Genomic DNA, 16276 nt, shown 5'->3' on the forward strand with positions numbered 1-16276 from the left:
GCGTCAGGTGCCCTCGTACCGCGGGCGCGGTACGGGGGAGCCGCCGCCGTACGTCCGGGGGAGGGGGGCGGCTCCGTCCGCGGGCTGTTCCGGGGCGTCGCCCGGGCCCCGTACCGTGGGCGGCATGGATCTTCGACGGCTGCGCCGGCGCGAACCGCCGCGCGTGCTGCGCCGGCCCGCGGCCGCCGTGGCGGCCCTCGCCGTGCTCGCCGGGGCCGGCACCTGGACGGCGGCCTCGGCCGCCGCCGGCGACCCGCCCCGCGTGCACCGTACCGACCAGGTCATGACCATGGCGGGCGGAGTGCGGCTCGACACCTCGTACTTCACGTCCGGGGCGTCCGGCCGCCGCCCCGCGGTGCTGCTGGCGCACGGCTTCGGCGGCAGCAAGGACGACGTCCGCGGGCAGGCCGAGGACCTCGCCCGCGACGGGTACGCCGTGCTGACCTGGTCGGCACGCGGCTTCGGCGCCTCCACCGGGAAGATCGGGCTGAACGACCCCGCCGGCGAGGTCACCGACGTCTCCCGGCTGATCGACTGGCTCGCCGCCCGCCCTCAGGTCCGGCTGGACGCGCCGGGCGACCCACGGGTCGGCGTCGCCGGGGCCTCCTACGGCGGCGCGGTCGCCCTGCTGGCCGCCGGGCACGACGACCGGGTGGACGCCGTCGCCCCGGCCGTCACCTACTGGAACCTCGCCGACGCCCTGTTCCCCGGCGGCGTGTTCAAGAAGCTGTGGGCGGGCGTGTTCGTGACCTCCGGCGGCGGCTGCCAGGCCTTCGAGCCCCGGCTGTGCGCGATGTACGAACGGGTCGCCCGCACCGGCACGCCCGACGCCGCCGCCCGCGAGCTCCTGCGGACCCGCTCCCCGGCCGCCGTCGCCGGACGCGTCAAGGTGCCCACCCTGCTGGTGCAGGGCCAGACCGACTCGCTGTTCCCGCTCGGCCAGGCCGACGCCGCCGCACGGGCGATCCGCGCCAACGGCGCACCCGTCGCCGTCGACTGGATCGCGGGCGGCCACGACGGCGGCGACCTGGAGGAGGACCGGATCCGGGACCGGGTCACGGCCTGGTTCGACCGCCACCTCAAGGACGACCGTGCCACCGACACCGGCCCCGCCTTCCGCGTCACCCGCACCGGAGGAGTCGACTCCACCGACGGCACCGCCCAGCTGCGCGGCGCGAGCGCCGGCAGCTACCCGGGCCTGCGCGCCGACCCGCGCGGGATCGCGCTGACCGGCCGGGAGCAGACCTTCGCCAACCCCGCCGGGGGCAGCCCGCCCGCCGTGTCCGCGCTGCCCGGCCTCGGCGCCGGCGGCGGCCTCGCCCAGCTGTCCTCCCTCGGCGTCGGCGTCTCCCTCGACTTCCCCGGCCAGCACGCCCGCTTCGACTCCGCGCCCCTGACGTCGGCGCTGCGGGTCACCGGCACGCCCACCGTCACCGTGCACGTCGGCTCCAGCAGCGCCGACGCCGTCCTGTTCGCCAAGGTGTACGACGTCGGCCCGGACGGCACCGGCCAGGTACTGCCCGCCCAGCTCGTCACGCCGGTGCGCGTCGAGGACGCCCGCGGCGGCAAGGACGTCACCCTCACCCTGCCCGCCGTGGACCACGAGTTCGACAAGGGCCACCGGCTGCGCCTGACCGTCGCCGCCACCGACCTCGGCTACGCCTCCCCGGCGGCCCCCGCCACCTACACCGTCGCCGTGAAGAGCCCGCTGTCCGTGCCGACCGCGCCCGGGGTGCGCACCGCGGCCGCGCCGCTGCCCGGCTGGGTGTGGTGGCTGCCCGCCGCCGCGGCCGCCGCCGCCCTTGCCCTGCCGGTCCTCTCCCGCCGCCGCACCGCCGCCCCCGCCCCCGACCCGGCGCTCGCCGCCGTACCGCTCCAGATCACGGACCTCAGCAAGAAGTACGCCAAGGGCGACCGCTACAGCGTCCGTGACCTGTCCTTCCGGGTGGAACAGGGCCAGGTGCTCGGCCTGCTCGGGCCGAACGGCGCCGGCAAGACGACCACCCTGCGCATGCTGATGGGCCTGATCGGGCCCGACCAGGGCGAGATCCGCGTGTTCGGCCACGCCGTCCGGCCCGGCGCGCCCGTGCTGTCCCGGGTCGGCGCGTTCGTGGAGGGCGCCGGCTTCCTGCCCCACCTGTCCGGCCGGGAGAACCTGGAGCTCTACTGGCGGGCCACCGGCCGGCCGCCCGGGGACGCCCACCTGGCGGAGGCCCTGGAGATCGCCGGGCTCGGCGACGCGCTCGCCCGCGCGGTCCGCACCTACTCCCAGGGCATGCGCCAGCGCCTCGCCCTCGCCCAGGCCATGCTCGGCCTGCCCGACCTGCTGATCCTGGACGAGCCGACCAACGGCCTCGACCCGCCCCAGATCCGCGAGATGCGCGAGGTGATGATCCGCTACGCCGCCGCCGGCCGCACCGTGATCGTCTCCAGCCATCTGCTGGCCGAGGTCGAGCAGTCCTGCACCCACCTCGTGGTGATGGACCGCGGCCGGCTGGTGCAGGCCGGCCCGGTCGGCGAGATCACCGGCAACGGCGACACGCTGCTGGTCGGCACGCCCGCGCCGGTCGCGGACGCCGTCGTCGAGAAGGTGGCCGCGCTGCCCGGCGTCGCCGCCGCCACCCGCACCGAGCAGGGCCTGCTGGTCCGCCTCGCCGCCGGCTCCACCCCGCAGCACCTGGTCACCGAACTCGTCCGGCTGGACGTGCCCGTGACCTCCGTCGGCCCGCACCGCCGCCTGGAGGACGCCTTCCTCACCCTGATCGGAGGGACCGCATGAGCACCCTCACCGAGGCCGCCCCCGGCTACCGGGCGGGCCGCACCCTGCCGCTGCGCGTGGAACTCGCCCGCCAGCTGCGGCGCCGCCGCACCGCGGTCATGGCCGTGATCCTCGCCGCGCTGCCGTTCGTGCTGGTCGCCGCCTTCGCCATCGGCGGCGAACCCGACGCCCGGGACGGCCGGGTCACCCTGCTGGACACGGCCACCGCCTCCGGTGCCAACTTCGCCGCCGTCAACCTGTTCGTGTCCGCCGGGTTCCTGCTCGTCATCCCCGTCGCCCTGTTCTGCGGCGACACCGTCGCCTCGGAGGCCGGCTGGTCCTCCCTGCGCTACCTGCTCGCCGCCCCGGTGCCGCGGGCCCGCCTGCTGTGGTCCAAGCTGGCCGTCGGGCTGGCCACCAGCCTCGCCGCGATGGTGCTGCTGCCGGTCGTCGCCCTCGCCGTCGGTACCGCCGCCTACGGCTGGGGGCCGCTGCAGATCCCCACCGGAGGCGCCCTCGAACCGGGTACCGCCACCGGCCGCCTCGTGGTGGTCGTCGGCTACCTGTTCGTGTCCCAGCTGGTCACCGCGGGGCTCGCGTTCTGGCTGTCCACCCGGACCGACGCCCCGCTCGGCGCGGTCGGCGGCGCGGTCGGCCTGACCATCGTCGGCAACGTGCTGGACGCGGTGACCGCCCTCGGCGACTGGCGCGACTTCCTGCCCGCGCACTGGCAGTTCGCCTGGGCCGACGCCCTCCAGCCCCACCCGGAGTGGTCCGGCATGATCCAGGGGGCCGCGCTGTCGGTCACGTACGCGCTGGTGCTGTTCGCGCTCGCCTTCCGCGGCTTCGCGCGCAAGGACATCGTCTCCTAGGGCGTGTTTCGAAAGTAGCGTCGTCTGCCCGAAGGGCAGGCCGCCAGGCAGGCGGGACTTTCGAAACACGCCCTAGCGCAACGAGCCCCGGGGCGTGAGGCCCGCCCCGGGGGAACGCACGACGGCGGGCCGCCGGCCGGAACCGGGGGCCCGCCGTCGCGGGGGTGCGGGAGGCCGGCTCAGCCGTTGCTGACGCCGTTGCCCGACAGGGCCGAGATGTCGTCCAGGATGTGCGACAGCGGCTCGTCGCCCTTGGCCTGGGTGGAGTTCTCGACGCACTGCTGGTTCTGCGGCGCCGACAGGACGTTGATGTCCTGGACGGTGATCGGCACGGCGCCGACGAGGGAGCCGAGGTTGAGCTTGGCCGGCAGGCCGATGCAGGGCTTGTTCAGCGAACCCTGGACCAGCGAGAGCTGCGGGCTCATGTCGCCGAACGTGGCCGAGTTGCCGAACTCCTGCATGGCACCGTTGCCGCTGGCGGAGTGGGTGCCGTCGCCGTCACCGATGGCCATGGCGGGGGAGGCGGCGCCGACGACGGAAGCGGCGACAGCCGCGGTTGCCCACAGCTTCTTCATGATCTTTCCCTTCGAGAAGCGGACTCCGGTGGGGAGTTGCGTGATCGTCAACGGCATGAAGGCGGCCCGGGTTGCGGGGAGGGACCCGATCGGCGCAGCGCATTCGGATCATGCGATGAGCGCCCCCGGGTGCCTCCCCGCACCCCCGCACCCCCTCACCCGCTCCTCGCCCGCCTCGGGCCCGCCCCGCCCCACGCCCGTCCCGTGTCATGCCCCGCCCGTGCCATGCCCGCCCCGCGCCCGTCCCGCGCCCGTCCCGAGCCCGCCCCGCGCCCGTCGTAGGAGCCACCCGCGGGTCGGGGAGCGGGCGGGCGGCCCCGCGGGACCCGGCCCCGGGCATGACGAACGGGCCGCCGAGAGACTCGGCGGCCCGTGGGCCGGGGCGGCGAGGTGCCGCCCCAGGGCTCAGCGTTCGGAGCCCGACCGTCCGGTACGGACGGCTCAGTGGTTGCCGGCGCCGTTGCCCGCGAGCACCGAGATGTCGTCCAGGATGTGCGACAGCGGCTCGTCGCCCTTGGCCTGGGTGGAGTTCTCGACGCACTGCTGGTTCTGCGGGGAGGACAGGACGTTGATGTCCTGGACCGTGATCGGCACCAGGCCGACCAGGGAGCCGGCGTTGACCTTCGCCGGCAGGCCGATGCAGGGCTTGTTCAGCGAGCCCTGGATGAGCGCCATCTGCGGGCTCATGTTGCCGTAGGTGGCCGAGTTGCCGAACGACTGCATGGCACCGTTGCCGCTGGCGGAGTGGGTGCCGTCGTCGTTGCCGATGGCCATGGCCGGCGAGGCGGCACCGGCTACGGAAGCGGCGACCGCGGCGATGGCCAGAACCTTCTTGATCACTTGCTAGTCCCTTCTGGAGAAACCCCGTCCACCGGAGTGCCCTGATCAACCTGTCTCCGTCCCGCTTGGTTGCCCCCATTCACTCGAATGGCGCATGCTCTCGGCTCTGTTGCCGGGGGCACGGGGTGCCTTCCCTGAAAACGCGTCCGGGGAGCGGTCCTTACGGGTGAAAGGCCGCAACCAATCCGGCCGCACCGGGTTGATGCGGGAGCAGGCACCCGCTTGATGGGTCAGCAGGAACCCGCGTGGCGGGTCAGGAATCCCGCGTGGTGGGGCAGGAAAGGAAGCGAAATGCTGAAGAAGGCAATGGCCGCGGCGGCGGTCGCCGCGTCCGTCGTGGGCGCGTCGGCGGCGGCCGCCCCCCAGGCGCTTGCCATCGGTGACGGCGACGGCACCAAGTCCGCCAGCGGCAACGACGCCAAGTCGGCGTTCGGCAACTCGGTGACCAAGGGCTCCATGAGCCCGCAGGCCACCCTGGTGCAGGGCTCCGCCAACAAGCTCTGCGCCGGCATCCCGGTCAAGGTGAACGCCGGTTCCCTGGTCGGTGTGCTGGTCCCGGTCACCGCCCAGGACATCAACGTCCTGTCGGCCAAGCAGAACCAGCAGTGCGCCGAGAACTCCACCCAGGCCAAGGGCGACGAGCCGCTGTCGCACATCGTCAGCGACATCTCGGCGCTGTCCGGCAACGGGGTGAAGAACGGCTGAATCGCCGTCAGGCGCGGTTCGGGCGCACGGTGTTTCGCACACCGCCCCGAACCGCGCCACCGGCTTCGGTAAACGTATGACCGACCGTATGTCCGCCACTCAGGCGAAGCGTTTCCTCTCCTGCTGACGCCCGAATGCGCAGGGTCGAAGGCGTTTGAGTGAATTCCCCCGCGACTCGCGTTCATGAGTTTCTTCAGCTGTCTATCCCTCGTTCTACAGCCTGCCGGTCATGGTGCGGACCTCCCTGTTGGGTCCGCTCGGCTTCGGCCGACAACACGGCATGACCGCAGAAGAAGGGAAAGTCCATGAAGAAGACCGCTGCCCTCGTCGCGGGCGCGATCCTGGCCCTCGGCGCCGCCGCTCCGGCCTTCGCCGACGCCGACGCCGCGGGCGCCGCCATCGGCTCCCCGGGTGTCCTCTCCGGCAACGTCATCCAGATCCCGGTCCACGTCCCGATCAACGTCTGCGGCAACTCCGTGAACGTCCTCGCGGCGCTGAACCCGGCGTTCGGCAACATCTGCGTCAACGACTGACCTCTCGGGTCGTGACGTAACCCGCGCGGCCGCGCACACGGCCGGCCTCGGACCGTTCCTCAACACCGTTCCGGGGCCGGCCTTTCCCATCTCATCAAGCAGGAAGACGACGAGAGTGCGAAAGACCCTGAGCAGGGGAGTGGTCGCGGCCGCCGCCGCGACGAGCATCCTGTCCCTGGGCGGCAGCCCCGCCCTCGCCGGCCATGTGGCCGGCGGAGCCGCCTCCGGCTCGCCCGGCGCCATGTCGGGCCACCACCGAGCCCCCTCCGACGACGACCACGCCTATGGCGCGGACAGCTCCGGCCCCGAGGGCCCCGGTCCTGGTGGACACGACGGTCACGGCGGCCCCGAAGGGTGCGACGACAGCTTCGGCATGAACGGCCCGGACGGCGGCGGCTACGGCCGTGACTGCCGGGACGACCACGGCGGTGCGCCCCCTCCTGACGGCGGCTACGGCGACACACCTCCGACGAAGCCGCCGCACACGCCTCCGACGAAGCCGCCGCACACGCCTCCGACGAAGCCGCCGCATACGCCTCCGACGAAGCCGCCGCATACGCCTCCGACGAAGCCGCCGCATACGCCTCCGACGAAGCCGCCGCATACGCCTCCGACGAAGCCGCCGCACACGCCGCCCACGAAGCCGCCGCATACGCCTCCGACGAAGCCGCCGCACACGCCGCCCACGAAGCCGCCGCATACGCCTCCGACGAAGCCGCCGCACACGCCGCCTACCAAGCCGCCGCATACGCCTCCGACGAAGCCGCCGCACACGCCGCCCACCAAGCCCCCGCACACCCAGCCGCCCGGCGGTGGGCACGAGGGTCCGCCCGGTGGGGGTGACCACGGGCACCCGCCGCACCTGCCCGACACCGGCAGTCAGGCCCTGTTGGCCGCCTCGGGTGTCAGCGCCGCGCTGATCGCGGCCGGAGCGGTGCTGTTCCGGCGGGGCCGCGGATCCCGGCGGTGACCGGAGTCTGACCGCGGACCCCCGGCCCGTCTGAGCCGCCGTCAAGCGCGCCCCGGGTGACGACCTCGCCGTCGTCGCCCGGGGCGCATCCGCGTCCGGTGCCGGGCGCCCGGCACGCCGCCCGCCCGGCACCGGCACGGTGTCCGGGATCACCCGTGCGGGCGAGCAGGGCACCCGGACGCCGTAGCGGACTGGCGGCCCACCCGTTCATATGACTGAGTGTCAAGCATGAACGAGTGGAGGAAGGAGCAGGCATGGCCCCACAGCAACGTCGGTCCCGGTCCCGGCGGCTCGCGCTGATCGCAGCGACGGCCGCGGCATCGGCCGCCCTGGCGTCCGGTCCCGGTTTCGCCGCGGGACTCGGGGTGGTGGCGGTCGGCGACCCTCCCGCTCCCGCGCCGGCCGCAGCGGCGGCCGAGGAGGCCGCCCCGGCCACCGTCCCCGCACCCCCGTCGGCGGCGTCGGTCCAGGACGGTCCCGCCGCTGCGGATGCCGCCGCCCCGGACAGCCCGGCCCCGGACGCCCCGGCTCCCGAGCGGAAGCGCCCCGCGTTCGGCGCCTACCTCGACTACGGCCCCCGCGGCGTGGCCCGGATGGCGGAGCTCAGCACCTGGCTGGACGGCGCCGAGATCCGGGTCGGCCACACCTACCTGCCGGGTGACCGCTGGAGCAACATCGAGGGCCGCCCGGGCTTCCTGGACGTCTGGGCGGACTGGCGCACCGAGCAGGCCGACCGGATGCTCGTGCTCAACGTGCCGATGCTGGAGCGGAACGAGGCCGGCGTGTCCGACGCCGAGGTGCGCAGACTGCTGCGGTGGGGCGCGGCGGGCGCGTACGACCACCACTTCCGGCGGCTGGCCGAGCGGCTGGTGCAGCTTCAGGTGCCGGACACCGTGATCGTGCTCGGCTGGGAGATGAACGGCGTCACCTACACCCACCGCTGCGGACCGGACCCGGCGTCCTGGAAGAGGTACTGGAACCGGATCGTCACCGTCATGCGCTCGGTGCCCGGCCAGCAGCTGAAGTTCGACTTCGCCCCGAGCCGCGGCCGCGACGCCGTCCCCTGGACGCAGTGCTACCCCGGCGACGCCACGGTCGACATCATCGGCATGGACGCCTACGACCAGCCGGAGGGGCTGTCCTTCGACCGGCAGGTGTCGGAGCCGTACGGGCTGCAGGCGCACGTGGACTTCGCGAAGGCCCACGGCAAGGAGATCTCGTTCCCCGAGTGGGGCCTGTTCCGCAACGGCGACAACGCCGAGTACATGCGGCGCATGCTCGCCTGGATGGAGGACCACGGGGCGCTCTACCACACGGTGACGGACTACTGCCCGCACGGCGTGTGGCAGTGCCGGCAGAACCCGCGGTCGGCCGAGGTGTTCCGGTCGGTGCTGTCCGGCCGGCCCGACGAGCCGGCACCGCAGCCGACGCTGCCCGAGCCGACGCCGGAGCCCACGGCACCGGACACGCCGGTCCCCGGTACACCCGAACCGACGCCCACGGTGCCGACGCCACAGGATCCCGGACAGCCGCCGGTGAACTGCTCGCCGCTGGAACTGGGCGACTGGGTGGAGTACTGGCTCGGCGGGAAGCTGTGCATCAGGTTCGACTGGTGGTCGCGGCTGCGCTGACCGGCTGCGCCGACCGGATGCGCCCCGGCGGCGGTGGGTTCCCTCAGGACCCGCCGCCGCCGGCGTGTTCCCCGCGGTGCAGCAGCGCCTTGGCCCTTCTGCGGGCCGCGTCCTGGGCGAGCGCGGCCCCGAGCAGGGGGGCGGTGCGCCGGCGGGCCATCAGCAGCCGCTGGTTGACGACCCGCTCGGGCCGCCAGTGATGCTTGTACGGTTCGTTGCCGCGCAGCAGGCTCAGCGTGCCGTGCCCGCCCTCGCGGATGCGCTCGGCGCACGCGTCCAGCAGTATCACCGCCACGTCCGCCTTGCGTTCGCGCAGGCTCGGATGGGCGCCGTAGAGGTAGCCGCCGGCCAGGCGCGGCGACGTCAGGGTCAGGTCGACGGCGACCACGTCGTCGTCGAGGCGGAACTCGGTGACGACCGCGTCCCCCGAGCGCACCATCGGCCCCACCGAGCGCACCAGGTGCTCGCCGAACCGCGGCCGCAGATGCTCCCCGGTCACCTTGCGGCCCTGCCACTGCAGCCGGTGCAGTTCCAGCAGCCGGCGCAGCGCGTCGTCCACCCCGTCGGCGCGTACGACGCTGCGGCGCACGCCGAGCGCGTGCAGTTTGCGGAGCTTGGCACGCGCCCGCTGCTGGGCCTTCGCGGACGGCAGCCGGGCGACGAGTCCGTCCATGGGCAGCGCGGGCAGCTCCAGGCACACCGAGTCGCTGACGCGACGGCGCGGCCCGCTCCAGCGGTCGTAGACGCGCTCGGCCGCGGCGCCGGGCCGCACCTCGCGGAAGTCGACGAGCGCGCCGCGGGCGGCTCCGGCCAGGCCCTGGGTGAGGGCGGCGACCGCGCCGTCGGCGTGCTCCTCGTCCAGCAGGACGTCTCCGTAGTCGGAGATCGCCCCGCCGAGCGGTACGAGGGCGGGCACGGGGCGGCGTACGGCCATCAGGGGCGCGGCGCCGACCAGCCGCCCGTGCGCGTCACGGACCAGGAACAGCCGGAGCCGGCCGCGTCTGCCGTACGACACCCACCACGAGTGCAGCCAGGCGTGGCTCTGGAACGGGGTCGCCGCCGCGCAGCGCCGGTACAGGCCCGCCCAGTCGGCGGCCAGGGCGGCGAACGCGGCCTCGGTGGTGACCGGTTCCGTGCGGTAGGGGGCTGTCACAGCGCGCCGCGGGAGTCGGCTGCGGCGGCCGGGGCGGGCAGCGAGGCGGCGCCTTCACCGGGGCGCGGGGCGCGCCGGGGCCGGGCCAGCAGCAGCATGCCGCCGAGCAGGCCGCCCGCGCTCGCGCCGACCAGTCCGGTCAGGGCGGGGGAGGCGGAGGACGGGGCGGCGGGCTCGGTGGCGCGGGCGAACTGCTGGAGTTCGACGTGGGTGGCGTCGGAGGTGTGGTCGGCGTGCAGGGTCAGGGCCCGGGAGACGGCGTTGGCCATGTCGGCGGCGAGGCCGGGCCGGGCCGACGTGGCGGTGACGGCGACCATCGGGGCGTCGGGAGAGGTGGAGGTCTGCACGCTGGACCTGAGGGTGTCTACGGGGACGCCCGCCCAGACCTGGGCGTCGCCGAGCACCGCGAGCTGGGTGGCGACGCGGCCGTAGGCCTGGGCGAAGCCGAGGGCGGACGCCGGCTCGGACTTCTCGGTGGGCACGGCGACGACGTAGGCGGTCGCCGTGTAGGAGGGTGCCTTGAGCGCTCCGTAGGCGCCGCCGAGCACTCCGCCGGCCAGGGCGCCCGCGACGATCAGCGTCCAGGGGGGCAGGCGCCGGGCACGGGCCAGGCGGCGGACGAGCGGGCCGAGCGGCCGGGTCGCGGTGCGGGACGCGCGGTGCTGCGCGGCGGTGCCGCCGGCGGGCTCCGCGCCGCCGGCCCCGGCGCCGTGGGGGTGCGGGCCGGGGGTGTGCGTGTCGGGGGCGGTCGTGGTGCCGGTCAGGGTGCTGTCGGTCATGAGGGGACTGCTTCCTGGGGTGTGGGGGAGGTCGCGGGGGCCGCCGCGCCCGTGTACACGGCCATGAGCCGGTCGGCGCTGCGGGTGATGCTGTAGTGCTGGGCCGCCTCGGGCGCGGTGCGCGTCCCGGGGCGGGTGGTGGCGGCCTCGGCGATCGCGCGGGCGAACTCCTCGGCGCCGCCGGTGACCCGGCGGGCGGCGGGCGCGGCCCCCGGGGGCAGGTCCTCCACGGCGGGGCAGGAGGCGTAGAGCACCGGCAGGCCCGAGGCGAGGCCCTCCACCACGGCCAGTCCGAAGGCCTCCTCGGAGGACGGCGAGGCCAGCAGGTCCATGGCGGAGGCGAGGGACGGCAGGTCGGGGCCGGGGGAGCCGTCGGGCAGGTAGGGGCGCTCGCCGGTGAACAGCACCCGGTCGGCGACGCCCGCCTCGTGCGCGGTGCGCCGCAGCACGTTCTCCTCGGGGCCGCCGCCGACCAGCAGCAGCCAGTGGTCCGCCGGGAGCCGGGCCAGGGCGTGCACCAGGACGTCGAAGCGCTTGCCGGCGGCGAGGCGGCCGATGCCGCCGACGACGTAGGCGTTCTCCGGCAGGCCGAGGCGCTGGCGGGTGCGGTGCCGCCGGAGCGGGTCGAAGCGGAAGCGGTCCAGGTCGATGCCGTTGGGGACGACCTCGATGCGTGGCGCGGGCACCCCCCAGTGGCGCAGCCGGCCGGCGACCGTGGGGGACACGGCGACGGTGGTGCGGCCGAGGCGTTCGCTGGCCAGGTACAGGGCGCGGACGCCCGCGGTGAGCGGGCGGCCCTCCATCTGGGAGTCGCCCAGGGAGTGCTCGGTGGCGACGATCGCGCGGACCCCGGCCAGCCGGGCGGCGAGACGGCCGTAGACACAGGCCCGGTAGAGGTGGGTGTGGACGAGGTCGTAGCCGCCGGCCCGGATCAGCCGGACCAGGCGGGGCAGGGCCGCCAGGTCGCGGTTGCCCGCCATGCCGAGGTCCGTCACGCGGACCCCGTCGTCGGCGAGGCCGTCGGCGACCGCGCCGGGGTTGGTGAGCGTCACCACGTCGCAGGCGACGGGCAGATGCCGCAGCATCAGCCGCAGCTGCTGTTCGGCACCGCCCGCCCCGAGCCCGGTGATCACGTGCAGGGCCTTCATCCGGCACCTCCGACGGGCCGGCGGCGCCACCGGTGCAGCCGGTGCTTGAGATAGAGGCGTACGGCGGTGTCCTTCTGGCCGATGTGCACCCGGGGCAGGGTGAGCGGGCCGGTGAGCCGGCCGGGGTCGATGGCGCAGCCGTAGCTGTACCCGGCGCGGGCGACGGCGTCGACGGCCCGCCGGTCGACCGCGCCGTACGGGTAGCAGAACCCGGCGACCCGGGTGCCGGTCAGCTCGGCGAGCCGGGTTCTGCTGTCGCTGACCTCGGCGGTGAGCTGCGGCTCGTCGGCCGTGGTGAGGTCGATGTGGGTGAGCCCGTGCGAGCCGATCTCCACGCCCTCGGCGGCGGCCTGGCGGATGCCGTCGGCGGTGAGCAGCGGCTTGCGCGGGCCGAGCGGGTCCCAGGCGTTCTCGCCGCCGAGCCGGCCGGGCAGCACGAACAGGGTGGCGTTGCAGCGGTGCCGGCGCAGCACCGGCAGGGCGGCCGTGACGAAGTCGGCGTAGCCGTCGTCGAAGGTCAGGCCGACCAGGCCGCGGGCCCGGCCGCGGGCCCGGGCGGCGAGCAGCTCGCGCACCGAGACGCCGGTCAGCCTGCGGCGGCGCAGCCAGGCCAGCTGCCGGTCCAGCCGGTCGGGGGTGACGGTGATCGAATAGGGATCGTCGGCGCAGTCGGCCACCGAGTGGTACATGGCCACCCAGGGGGCGGAGGCGGTCGAGGGGAGTCCTTCGGTCTCAGCGGTTACGGCCATGCGGGAGCCTTCGGGTCGCGGAACGTACGGATCGGATGACGGGTGCGATGCCCTGGGCGCCGAGCGTCCAGCCCAGCAGGACGAAGACGACGGTGGCGGTGGCGCCGCCGGCGGCCAGGCCCGCCGCGGGCCCGGCGAAGCGGCCCGCGGCGAACGCCCCGGCCGCCCCGGCCGCGGCCGCCGCGCACACCGGCCGGCCCAGCTCCCGCAGCACCCGGCGCACGTCGACGGGCACGCTGCGGGAGGGCATGCCGGCCAGCATCAGCGCGGCGGTGAGGGTGATGCCGGCGGCGTTGGCGGCGGCGATGCCGAGCACGCCCCAGGGGCCGACGGTCAGCGCGCCGATCCACGAGGTGGCGACGATGCCGAGAGCCATCGCCCCGAGCGGGTACCAGCTGGCGCGGGCCGCGGAGAAGTAGGAGCGGGCCAGCACCCCCACCAGGGTCTGGCCGAGCAGGCCGAGGGCGTACACCCGCATCACGGCGGCGGTGGCGGTGGTGTCCCGGGCGGTGAACGCGCCGCGCTGGAAGAGCAGTTCGACGATCTGCGGAGCGCAGGCGAGGACTGCGGCGGTGCCCAGCAGCACCACGCACGCGGCGAGTGCGAGATCCCGCTCCACGCGGGTGCGGGCCCGTTCGGTGTCGCCGTCGGCGAGGGCCCGCGCGACCACGGGGAAGGTGACCGTGCACAGCATCATCGACAGCACCATCGGCATCTGCGCCACCTTCTGGGCGTAGTTCAGGTGCGAGATGGCCCCGGAGGGCAGGTGCGAGGCGAGGAACCGTTCGATGAGGACCTGGGACTGCCGGCACAGCGCGAACAGCAGCACGGTGGAGATCAGGGCGAGGCCGACGGCGCGCCCGGCCCCGGCCCTGGCCTCGGCCCCGGTCCCGGCCCCCGGTTCCGGAGCGGCCCCGGGACCGGGCCCGGCGACGGCCGGGGCGGCTGCCGGGCCGCGCCGCAACTGCCGCACCAGGAAAGGGAGCTGCACGAGGAGCATGAGGCAGCCGCCGACCGCCACGCCGACCGCGGCGGAGCGCACGCCCCAGCGGCCGCCGAGCACGAACATGCCGGTGATGATGCCGGTGTTGTAGGCGACGTAGATCGCCGCCGGGGCGACGTAGCGACGGTGCGCGCGCAGCGCCGCGCTGCAGTACCCGGCGAGGCCGAAGCTGATCACGCAGGTGGCGGTGAGCCGGGTGCAGTCGACGGCGAGGCCGGGGTCGGGCAGCCCGGGTGCGAGGGCGCGGACCAGGTACGGGGCGGTCAGCGCGAGCAGGCCGCCGACGGCGACGAAGCCCAGGGCCAGCCGGGGCAGGGTGCTGCGCACCAGCGCCCGCACCGGGTCGTCCCGGCCGTCGCGGGCCCGGCGGGCCAGGGCCACGCTGAACGCGGGCACCAGGGCGAACGCCACCCCCTCCTCGATCAGCAGGGTCGCGGCGAACTCCGGCACCGTCCAGGCCACCAGGAAGGCGTCGGTGTCGCTGCCCGCCCCGAACAGCTGGGCGAGCGCCTGGTCGCGGACCAGCCCGAGCAGCGCCCCGGCCATCGACAGGAACGCCGTGACCAGCGCCGCGCGGGCGAGGAACCGGCCGGAGGCGGCGGGGAGTCCGCCCGTCTCCTCGGCCGGCGGGACGGGCCGTGCCGCGGGCACGGTGCCCGCGGGCTCGGCCCGGGGCGGCCGGGAGGGCGTCACGTTCATCGCGCCGCGCCTCCTCGTGGACGCGCGGCGGCGTCGTGGGCGTTCACCGGGGCGGCGTCGTGCGGGGCGGCCTCGTGGTGGGCGCTCACCGCGGCGTCGTGCGGGGCCGGTACCTGCGGGTGCGGGGCCGGTGCCTGCGCGGCGGGGGTGTGCGCGGCGGCCTCGTGGGCGAGGGCGAGGGATGCGGCGGGGCCGTTCCCGGCGGGTGCACCCGCCGTGGAGTCGCCCGCCGTGGAGTTGCCCGCCGTGGTGCCGTCCGCAGGGGTGCCGTCCGTGGTGGAGCCGCACGGCGTGGGTCCGTCCGCCGTGGAGCCGCCCGTGGCGGACCCGTCCGCCGAGGCCTGGTGCTTCGCGCGGCCGTGTGCCGCGGCAGCGTGTGCCGCGGAACCGTACGCCGTGGGCGTTCCGGCCGCGGCCCCGTACGCCACGCGCCCGCACGCCTCGGGTGTCCTCGTCGCGGGCGCGGTGCCCTCCGGAGCGGGTGCCAGGGGCCCGCCGGCCGCGCCGACGAGCGCCCACCACGCCGCCAGCCCGAGGCAGACGGCCGTCAGCACGGTCGCCGGGCCCCCGATGTCGGCGTACACGAAGTCCGTCAGCTGCCACACCAGCAGCCCGCAGGACACCAGCGCGCAGTCCAGGCCCGCCCCCGGGCCCGCACCCGCCGGGCTGCCCGCACCGGCCGTACGGGCTGTACCGGCTGTACGGGCCGTACGGGCCGGGCCGTCGGCCCGGCGCACCCGGACCAGGCCGCGCAGCGCGCACACCAGCAGCGCCAGCCAGCTCCCGGCGAGGGCGAGCAGCCCCAGCAGGCCCTGTTCGGCCAGCACCAGCAGGTACATGTTGTGCGGGGACAGCAGCGGCTGCTTCTGAAACGCGGCGCCGGCGCCCTCGATGTCGCTGCCCGAGGACAGCGCGAGCGAGGCGTGCGCGTCCCGGTGCTCGGGGAAGCCCTTCAGCCCGACGCCGGTCAGCGGCCGCTCGCGCCACATCCCGGTGGCCGCCGCCCACATGGTGTAGCGGTCGGTGACGGACTGGTCGGGGGCGTCGGCGACCCGGGTGATGCTGGCGATGCGCTCCTGCAACATCGCCGTGCCGACGCCGAACCCGCCGACCAGCAGCACACCCGCGGCGAGGACCGCCGCGCCGGTCTTCAGCGCCCGCCGCATCCCCGCCAGGCAGAGCTGCGCCGCACAGGTCACGGCCGTGGCGATCCAGGCCCCCCGGCTGAAGGACAGCGCCAGCGGCAGCAGCAGCCCGAGCGCGCACGCCAGGGCGACGCCCCGCTGCCGCAGGGGGGCCCGGCCGAGAGCGAGGCCGACCGCGCAGACCAGGCCGAACGACACCACGGTCGCCATGCCCATCACGTCCTGCGCGCCGAACGTGCCCACGGCGCGGATCTGCTGGCCCTGGTAGGAGGCCCCGGTGCCGGTGACGTACTGGTGGACACCGACCGCGCCCTCCCACCCGGCCAGCGCCACGAACGCCCAGGCCAGCAGCCGGAAGTCGGCCCGGTCGCGGATCAGCAGCACGACCGCCGCCGGGACCAGCACGAACACCTGGAGGTAGCGGCCGAGGCCGGTCAGCGCCTCCCCCGGCGAGGCCGCGCCGATCGCGGCGACCGCCAGACCGGCCACCGGCAGGGCCAGCACGACGGCCGCGGTACGGCTCAGCGGGCGGCGCCGCTGCCGCAGCAGCCGCACCACGCAGAAGGCGACGACCAGTGCCGACAGCGCGTCGGCCGGGCCCGCGCCGCCCTCCGCGCCGGGGGCGGGCGGCAGCCCGAGCAGGGCGACCACGGCCACCACCGGCCACACCGGTGACGGTGTCCGGCGGGGCGTCGGCGGCAGAGCGAGGGCCATCG

At 75.5% G+C, this 16276-nt stretch carries 12 protein-coding genes and 1 pseudogene; 5 read left to right on the forward strand and 8 right to left on the reverse strand.

Features of this window, described 5'->3' with window-relative positions; all coding sequences use genetic code 11:
• The first annotated feature begins 124 nt into the window (after positions 1-124).
• On the forward strand, positions 125-2779 hold the full coding sequence (locus AC5K6T_RS02670; RefSeq protein WP_493205248.1) for an alpha/beta fold hydrolase: 2655 nt from the start codon (positions 125-127) through the stop codon (positions 2777-2779).
• A complete protein-coding gene (locus tag AC5K6T_RS02675) occupies positions 2776-3630 on the forward strand; it encodes an ABC transporter permease (RefSeq protein WP_493205250.1) in 855 nt (284 codons plus the stop codon). The genes AC5K6T_RS02670 and AC5K6T_RS02675 overlap by 4 nt, the downstream gene beginning before the upstream one ends.
• A gap of 179 nt (positions 3631-3809) precedes the next feature.
• On the opposite strand, the gene AC5K6T_RS02680 is transcribed toward AC5K6T_RS02675, so the two are convergent.
• Together AC5K6T_RS02680 and AC5K6T_RS02685 are read right to left on the reverse strand one after the other, a co-directional pair.
• Positions 3810-4205 carry a rodlin gene (locus tag AC5K6T_RS02680; protein ID WP_493205252.1) on the reverse strand — a complete coding sequence of 132 codons (396 nt, stop codon included), beginning with the start codon at positions 4203-4205 and terminating at the stop codon, positions 3810-3812.
• A gap of 441 nt (positions 4206-4646) precedes the next feature.
• Positions 4647-5045, reverse strand: coding sequence for a rodlin (locus AC5K6T_RS02685; RefSeq protein WP_493205254.1), 399 nt, complete (start codon positions 5043-5045; stop codon positions 4647-4649).
• Between the two features lie 291 nt (positions 5046-5336).
• Between AC5K6T_RS02685 and AC5K6T_RS02690 the strand changes: the two genes are divergently transcribed.
• From AC5K6T_RS02690 to AC5K6T_RS02700, 3 genes are all read left to right on the forward strand, one after another.
• Positions 5337-5750 (forward strand): rodlin, encoded by a 414-nt coding sequence (locus AC5K6T_RS02690; protein WP_493205256.1) that lies wholly within the window; start codon positions 5337-5339, stop codon positions 5748-5750.
• A 305-nt stretch (positions 5751-6055) separates the two neighbouring features.
• Complete coding sequence (locus AC5K6T_RS02695) at positions 6056-6283, forward strand: chaplin (protein ID WP_493205258.1); 228 nt, start codon at positions 6056-6058, stop codon at positions 6281-6283.
• A 1224-nt stretch (positions 6284-7507) separates the two neighbouring features.
• The gene (locus AC5K6T_RS02700) at positions 7508-8884 is read left to right on the forward strand and encodes a glycoside hydrolase family 26 protein (RefSeq protein ID WP_493205260.1); all 1377 of its coding nucleotides are present in this window, start codon (positions 7508-7510) and stop codon (positions 8882-8884) included.
• Between the two features lie 43 nt (positions 8885-8927).
• Here AC5K6T_RS02700 and AC5K6T_RS02705 read toward each other — a convergent pair whose 3' ends face one another.
• From AC5K6T_RS02705 to AC5K6T_RS02730, 6 genes and pseudogenes are all read right to left on the reverse strand, one after another.
• Complete coding sequence (locus AC5K6T_RS02705) at positions 8928-10037, reverse strand: GNAT family N-acetyltransferase (RefSeq protein ID WP_493205261.1); 1110 nt, start codon at positions 10035-10037, stop codon at positions 8928-8930.
• Positions 10034-10816, reverse strand: a complete 783-nt coding sequence (locus AC5K6T_RS02710) for a lipopolysaccharide biosynthesis protein (RefSeq protein WP_493205262.1) — start codon at positions 10814-10816, stop codon at positions 10034-10036. The genes AC5K6T_RS02705 and AC5K6T_RS02710 overlap by 4 nt, the downstream gene beginning before the upstream one ends.
• On the reverse strand, positions 10813-11964 hold the full coding sequence (locus AC5K6T_RS02715) for a glycosyltransferase (RefSeq protein WP_493205264.1): 1152 nt from the start codon (positions 11962-11964) through the stop codon (positions 10813-10815). The genes AC5K6T_RS02710 and AC5K6T_RS02715 overlap by 4 nt, the downstream gene beginning before the upstream one ends.
• Complete coding sequence (locus AC5K6T_RS02720) at positions 11961-12713, reverse strand: polysaccharide deacetylase family protein (protein ID WP_493205265.1); 753 nt, start codon at positions 12711-12713, stop codon at positions 11961-11963. Before AC5K6T_RS02720 ends, AC5K6T_RS02715 begins: the two co-directional genes overlap by 4 nt.
• The gene (gene murJ, locus AC5K6T_RS02725) at positions 12697-14415 is read right to left on the reverse strand and encodes a murein biosynthesis integral membrane protein MurJ (protein ID WP_493205266.1); all 1719 of its coding nucleotides are present in this window, start codon (positions 14413-14415) and stop codon (positions 12697-12699) included. Before murJ ends, AC5K6T_RS02720 begins: the two co-directional genes overlap by 17 nt.
• Before the next feature lie 461 nt (positions 14416-14876).
• Positions 14877-16274, reverse strand: a pseudogene (locus AC5K6T_RS02730) (O-antigen ligase family protein); the annotation flags it as partial.
• Positions 16275-16276: the final 2 nt, after the last annotated feature.

This window comes from Streptomyces sp. B8-7 (genome assembly GCF_058833805.1).

Bases quoted from the DNA above. Each gene is read 5' to 3' on its own strand.
- AC5K6T_RS02670 (WP_493205248.1), top strand. From the start codon at position 125: ATGGATCTTCGACGGCTGCGCCGGCGCGAACCGCCGCGCGTGCTGCGC.
- AC5K6T_RS02675 (WP_493205250.1), top strand. From the start codon at position 2,776: ATGAGCACCCTCACCGAGGCCGCCCCCGGCTACCGGGCGGGCCGCACC.
- AC5K6T_RS02680 (WP_493205252.1), bottom strand. From the start codon at position 4,205: ATGAAGAAGCTGTGGGCAACCGCGGCTGTCGCCGCTTCCGTCGTCGGC.
- AC5K6T_RS02690 (WP_493205256.1), top strand. From the start codon at position 5,337: ATGCTGAAGAAGGCAATGGCCGCGGCGGCGGTCGCCGCGTCCGTCGTG.
- AC5K6T_RS02695 (WP_493205258.1), top strand. From the start codon at position 6,056: ATGAAGAAGACCGCTGCCCTCGTCGCGGGCGCGATCCTGGCCCTCGGC.
- AC5K6T_RS02700 (WP_493205260.1), top strand. From the start codon at position 7,508: ATGGCCCCACAGCAACGTCGGTCCCGGTCCCGGCGGCTCGCGCTGATC.
- AC5K6T_RS02710 (WP_493205262.1), bottom strand. From the start codon at position 10,816: ATGACCGACAGCACCCTGACCGGCACCACGACCGCCCCCGACACGCAC.
- AC5K6T_RS02715 (WP_493205264.1), bottom strand. From the start codon at position 11,964: ATGAAGGCCCTGCACGTGATCACCGGGCTCGGGGCGGGCGGTGCCGAA.
- AC5K6T_RS02720 (WP_493205265.1), bottom strand. From the start codon at position 12,713: ATGGCCGTAACCGCTGAGACCGAAGGACTCCCCTCGACCGCCTCCGCC.
- murJ (WP_493205266.1), bottom strand. From the start codon at position 14,415: ATGAACGTGACGCCCTCCCGGCCGCCCCGGGCCGAGCCCGCGGGCACC.